This is a genomic window from Mesorhizobium sp. M7A.F.Ca.CA.004.04.2.1, assembly GCF_004022825.1.
In the GTDB taxonomy this organism is placed as follows: Bacteria; Pseudomonadota; Alphaproteobacteria; order Rhizobiales; family Rhizobiaceae; genus Mesorhizobium.
The window spans coordinates 1-5,405 of record NZ_RZPH01000353.1 but is presented as its reverse complement, the minus strand read 5'-3'; the positions used below and the strand labels follow the sequence as shown (position 1 = coordinate 5,405).

The following is a 5,405-nucleotide window of genomic DNA, read 5'->3' as shown; positions in this document are numbered from 1 at the left end:
GACCGCCACTCATCCAGGAAATCCCGCGCGGACCAGGCCAGCGCGAGGACCGCTACGTTCATCTCCTCAGCGGCCCGGTGGACGTTGCCGCCCTTTCGGTGCAGCGCAGTGCATCGGCCCTGCCTGCTTCCGACCTGGAGGCGCGGTTGGAGGCATTGGAGCAGGAAGTCGCCGCACTGCGCGCTCGCCTGGACGCGCTGGGAGCATAGGCCGGCGCGCGCCTGGGCGCTCGCGCCGGGTCTTACACGGATGCAGCGCTTTCAGCCGAGCCGGGCATCAAGCGATACGTTTATGGCGCCGAGCGCCTTCGAGACCGGGCATCCGGCCTTGGCCTTCTCGGCCAGCTCCGTGAATTTCGCCGCATCGATGCCGGGCACCTTGCCGACCGCGGTGAGTGCGCTGCCGGTGATCCCCGTGCCGGGAACCAGCGTCACCACGGCCTTGGCATCGAGTTCGGTGGCTGGCGTGCCGTTCTCGGCCAGGAAATGCGAGAACTGCATGGCAAAGCAGCCTGCGTGCGCCGCCGCGATCAGTTCTTCCGGATTGGTGCCGGATTTGCCGCTCTCGTCCTCGAAGCGCGCCTTGAACGAATAGGGCGTGCCCTTCAAGGTTCCGCTCTGGGTGTCGAGCGTGCCCGTGCCCTCTTTCAGATTGCCTTTCCAGACGGCGTTTGCGGTGCGGTCCATGAATTCCTCCTTGGTTGTCGTGGTTGGGGTTCGTTGTCGAGGCCGAGCCGGCGTCCGGTCAACTATAGCGCGCGCGGACGCGAAGGCCACTGCGCTCTTTGAACCACCGCACGGTGCCGGCACCGGTGGCCAGATTTTTCCGAAAATGCCGGTGCAGAAATGTCGACTTTGATCTGCTTCGCCCGTCCTGCGGATGGCCACGGATTTGTGGCCGGATGGAAGGTTCACATGGACAGTATGTTTTTTGCATCGTGGAAAGGTGCAGGCTGCGGGGCCGGGCGACGAGAAGAAGACTTCTGGCTGCGTCCGCCGGCGTCCGGCTTTGGCCGGCTTCTGGCGGCGGTTGCCATCATCGGCATCGCGGCATGCCTTCTCGATCATGCGGCGGCGGTCAGTGGCAACACCGATGCCCTCGTCGGCGCATCCTATGGTTCACAGCGGCAAGGGGGCTGGAAATGAAATATGTCTGCCTGGTTATGGTGAGGAAAAGGATCTTCACGCGCTGACCCCGGCAAGGTCGGCCAAGCTCGACGCCGATTCGCTGGCCTACGACCGGGCGCTGGAGGAGAGCGGCCTGCTGATCGTCGCGCAGGCGCTGCAATCGGTGAAAACAGCCAAAACCGTGCGGCGGCGTCAGGGCAAGCGGCTGGTTATCGACGGGCCGTTCGCCGAGACCAAGGAGCAATTGCTTGGTTTCGTCATGATCGAGGCCGGAGATCTCGAAGCGGCGCTGGACATTGCCGCTGGTATTCCACTGGCCGAACTCGGCACGATCGAGGTCCGGGCCATCTACGACATACCGGGGTCATAGAGCCCTGCCAGCGTTGTGGCTGCTTCGAAAACCAGAGCGTCGGGCTGAGCGTTCGGGCTTCGGTTCCGTGCGCAACTTTTGCGTGTTGAAGCAAGGCGAGAGTTCTCCTATCGTCGCCGGGGTTCTTGGGGATTTCGACATGCCTTTCCTGATTGCTATCCTTGGCGTGATGGGCGCGGCGGCGTTCTGGTGGTACCGGATGAAGGCCATGAACGAGGCCGCGCGTGACGTTGCCGATGTCATTGGCCGGGTTCAGGGCTCGGTACGCCGCAAGAAGCTGCGCAAGCAGGCGGCGCTGTCGCCGCTGACGGCGATCGATGATCCAGTCGTAGCGGCGGCTACGCTGATCACATCAATCGTCTCCGAGGATGGGCCCATCCTGCCGCAGCGCGAGGCCGTCATCCGCGCGGTGATTTCCGAGATCGCCGACAAGAAGAAGACCGACGAGGCGGTGATCTATGCCAAATGGGCGGCGGCGCAAGTCGACGACGCCACCGTTGTCATCGACAAGCTGGCGCCGTTTCTACGCGAACGTCTCGATGTCGCCGAGCGAAACGATCTGCTGCAGATGGTCAACCGCGCCGCCCAGGGCGGCGAGAAACGCATCGAAATATCCGACCAGAGGATATTGCGGCTGCGGCAGAAGCTGGGTTTCGAGGTCAACTGAGCGCATACCTTGGGCGATTGGCGGAAACGCCATCGCTTCGTCATCCTGGGGTCTTCGCTCCGCTTCGCGTCGCTGCGCCCAAGGATGACGACGTTGGGGGGCGCTGAATCGATCAGATCGCCTCGCCCTTCAATAGTCGCGGCGTGCTGGCGGACAGTCCCGACGCCTGCCGGATAAAAAAATCCTTCAGGCGCGGCATGCGTTCGACGAGACCGAGGCCGATGTCGCGGACGGTGCGCAGCGGGCCGATATCGTTGGAAAACAGCCGGTTCAGCGCGTCCGTGGTGACACCCATCTGCACCGTGTCGAAGCGGCGCCACTGCTGGTAGCGCTCGAGCACGTCGAGCGCGCCGATGTCCCGGCCGAGCCGGTCGGCCTCGACGATCACCTCGGCAAGGGCCGCGACATCCTTGAAGCCGAGATTGAGTCCCTGGCCGGCGATCGGGTGGATGCCGTGGGCGGCATCGCCGGCGAGCGCGATGCGGGGTGCGACGAAGGCGCGCGCAATGGTCAGGCCGAGCGGCCAGGCGCGCGGCTTATCGGCAACGCGGATCTCGCCAAGCTTCAGGCCAAAGCGCTGTTCGAGTTCGTGTTCGAAGAGGAGATCGTCACCGGCCACCAGCTTCTCGGCGTCGGGCGTACGCTCGACCCAGACGATCGACGAGCGGTTGGTGCCGTCCTCGCCGGGCTTGAGCGGCAATGTGGCGAAGGGGCCGGCCGGCAGGAAATGCTCTTCGGCGCGACCGTTGTGCGGGCGTTCATGCGCCACGGTGCAGACGATGCCCGACTGGCCATATTCCCACTTCACCGTCTTGATGCCGGCCATGTCGCGCAGCTTCGAGTTGACGCCGTCGGCGGCGACCAGCAGGCGGGCCTTCAGGGTCGCGCCGTCGGCGAGATGCACTGTGATGCCGGCGCCGTTGGTCTCGAACCCCTGCACGGCGACGCCTTCGATGATGTCGATGCCGAGCTTTTCGGCGCTGGCCCGCAAGGCGCCGTTCAGCACCCTGTTGGCGACCATATGCGCAAAGGGCTCGCCCGGCGCCACTTCGCCGTCGAAGGTCAGAAAGACCGGACGCACCGGATCGGCGGTGCGCGAATCGGTGATGATCATCTCGGTGATCGCCTGCGCCTGGGGCACGATCTCGGCCCACACGCCGAGCTGGTCGAGCATGCGGCAGGCGGCGGCGGCGATGGCCGAGGCGCGGCCATCCCTTTGCCAGGCGCCAGCAGGTGCGGCATCGACGAGAGCGATGGCGAGACCCGGTCGCGCCTGCTTCAGCGACACGGCGGCGGCCAGGCCGACATAGCCGGCGCCGGCGACCAGGACATCGAGCCCAGATACTGTTTTCGCGTTTGCCCCTGTTTTCGTGTCCGCCTTGCGTTCCATCATCTTCGCTCCTGCGCGCCGCCGGGTCCTGCACCCTTGACTGCCTGTCCGTCCTGTCGGAAACCGCCATAACACTTCTGCGGCGAGGGCGCGAAATATGACGGCAGCCATGGACGAGCTTCTCGGCATTCTCGACCTCGAGAAGCTGGAACACAATCTGTATCGTGGTCGCAGCCCCTTGCTCGACTGGCAGCGCGTGTTCGGCGGCCAGACCATCGCCCAGGCGCTGGTGGCGGCGCAGCGGACAGTGGATCCCGATCGGCACGTGCATTCGCTGCACGGCTATTTCATGCGGCCCGGCGACACCAAGGTGCCGATCGTCTACGAGGTCGACCGTATTCGCGACGGCGGCTCCTTCACCACGCGGCGCGTGGTGGCAGTCCAGCACGGCCAGGCGATCTTTTCGCTCGAAGCCTCGTTCCAGCAGGACGAGGTCGGTCTCGAGCACCAGGTGCCGATGCCGCAGGACGTTCCGGGGCCGGACACGTTGCTGTCGCAACGCGAATTGCTGGGCAAATTCGCCGACGCGGTGCCCGATGGCATCAAACGCTACTGGGAGCGCGACCGGCCGATCGAGATGAAGCCGGTGATGCTGAAGCATTACACCAGCCGCGAAAAGCTGGAGCCGAAGCAGAATATCTGGATCCGCACCACAGGTCCGGTGCCGGCGGACCGCGCCATCCAGGCGGCGGTGCTCGCCTATCTTTCCGACATGACGCTGCTCGACACATCGACCTTCGCGCATGGCCGCGCCATTTTCGATCGCGATATCCAGGCGGCGAGCATTGACCACGCCATGTGGTTCCATCGCAGCCATGCGCTCGACGACTGGATGCTCTACACGCAGGACAGCCCGTCGACACAGGGGTCGCGCGGCTTTACACGCGGGTCGCTGTTTGCCCGCGACGGCACGCTGATCGCCTCGGTTGCGCAGGAAGGGCTGATCCGGCTCAAGCGATCGCCTGCAGAGTAGGCATTTTTCAAAAATTGCCTAAGTTTTAGGCAGATGCACCGCTGCAGCTGTGGGCAGGTTGCGTCGGTGTGCTCTCTAATCTCTTTGTTTACAACGGGTTAACACCCTGCTTCGGCACTTGGCACGGAGCTTGAATCCTCGTGGGCACTCTCCGGCTTTTTAGGATCGGTGAAGGTGTGCAAACGCGGGGGACCGCAACAGCGAAGGGTGAAACCTTATGAAAATTGTGATGGCAATCATCAAGCCGTTCAAGCTCGACGAGGTACGCGAAGCGCTTACCGCCGTCGGCATCCAGGGCCTGACCGTCACCGAAGTCAAAGGCTACGGGCGTCAGAAAGGGCATACGGAAATCTATCGCGGGGCGGAATACGCGGTCAGCTTCCTGCCGAAGATCAAGATCGAAGTCGCCGTCAGTTCCGACATGGTGGACAAGGCTGTCGAAGCCATCACCGCCGCCGCCAAGACCGGCCAGATCGGCGACGGAAAGATCTTCGTTTTCGGCATCGATCAGGCGGTGCGCATCCGCACCGGCGAAACAGACACCGACGCGCTCTGAGCGGCGATCACGTATTCCAATGGAGAGTTCAATGAATATTCCTTCCACCTTGAAGTCAGCGGCGCGCTCCGCGCTGCTCGGCTCGTTCGCGCTCGGAGCATTGGGCACGGTCGCCGCATTCGCGCAGGAAGCGGCTCCCGCCGCGGCCGCAGCAGCGCCAGCTTTCACCGTCGACAAGGGCGACACCACGTGGATGATGGTTTCCACCGTTCTGGTGCTGTTGATGACGGTTCCCGGTCTTGCGCTTTTCTACGGCGGCCTGGTTCGCAGCAAGAACATGCTGTCAGTGCTGATGCAGGTCTTCACCATCACCAGCGTGGTC

Annotated in this window: 6 protein-coding genes and 3 pseudogenes; 7 read left to right on the top strand and 2 right to left on the bottom strand. The window is 63.9% G+C overall.

The features are described from left to right. Positions 1 to 209 (top strand): annotated as a pseudogene (locus EN893_RS16965) (DUF480 domain-containing protein); the annotation flags it as partial. Positions 210 to 260: 51 nt separating this feature from the next. Here EN893_RS16965 and EN893_RS16960 read toward each other — a convergent pair. Further along, positions 261 to 686 (bottom strand): OsmC family protein, encoded by a 426-nt coding sequence (locus tag EN893_RS16960; RefSeq protein WP_127270051.1) that lies wholly within the window; start codon positions 684 to 686, stop codon positions 261 to 263. A gap of 159 nt (positions 687 to 845) precedes the next feature. Here EN893_RS16960 and EN893_RS16955 point away from each other — a divergent pair, with 159 nt between their 5' ends. From EN893_RS16955 to EN893_RS16945, 3 genes and pseudogenes are all read left to right on the top strand, one after another. After that, positions 846 to 1,145 (top strand): hypothetical protein, encoded by a 300-nt coding sequence (locus EN893_RS16955; RefSeq protein ID WP_236382945.1) that lies wholly within the window; start codon positions 846 to 848, stop codon positions 1,143 to 1,145. Next, positions 1,142 to 1,497 (top strand): annotated as a pseudogene (locus tag EN893_RS16950) (YciI family protein). Before EN893_RS16955 ends, EN893_RS16950 begins: the two are co-directional and overlap by 4 nt. Positions 1,498 to 1,636: 139 nt before the next feature. Beyond that, positions 1,637 to 2,164 carry a hypothetical protein gene (locus EN893_RS16945; RefSeq protein ID WP_127270047.1) on the top strand — a complete coding sequence of 176 codons (528 nt, stop codon included), beginning with the start codon at positions 1,637 to 1,639 and terminating at the stop codon, positions 2,162 to 2,164. Between the two features lie 112 nt (positions 2,165 to 2,276). On the opposite strand, the gene EN893_RS16940 is transcribed toward EN893_RS16945, so the two are convergent. Then, positions 2,277 to 3,554, bottom strand: a complete 1,278-nt coding sequence (locus tag EN893_RS16940) for a ubiquinone biosynthesis hydroxylase (RefSeq protein WP_164748783.1) — start codon at positions 3,552 to 3,554, stop codon at positions 2,277 to 2,279. 97 nt (positions 3,555 to 3,651) lie between these two features. Between EN893_RS16940 and tesB the strand changes: the two genes are divergently transcribed. From tesB to EN893_RS16925, 3 genes and pseudogenes are all read left to right on the top strand, one after another. Further along, on the top strand, positions 3,652 to 4,527 hold the full coding sequence (gene tesB / locus EN893_RS16935) for an acyl-CoA thioesterase II (RefSeq protein ID WP_127267326.1): 876 nt from the start codon (positions 3,652 to 3,654) through the stop codon (positions 4,525 to 4,527). 217 nt (positions 4,528 to 4,744) lie between these two features. Further along, entirely contained in the window at positions 4,745 to 5,083 is a 339-nt protein-coding gene (locus tag EN893_RS16930) for a P-II family nitrogen regulator (protein WP_013892292.1), read from the top strand. Positions 5,084 to 5,102: 19 nt separating this feature from the next. After that, a pseudogene (locus EN893_RS16925) lies at positions 5,103 to 5,405 on the top strand (ammonia channel protein); the annotation flags it as partial.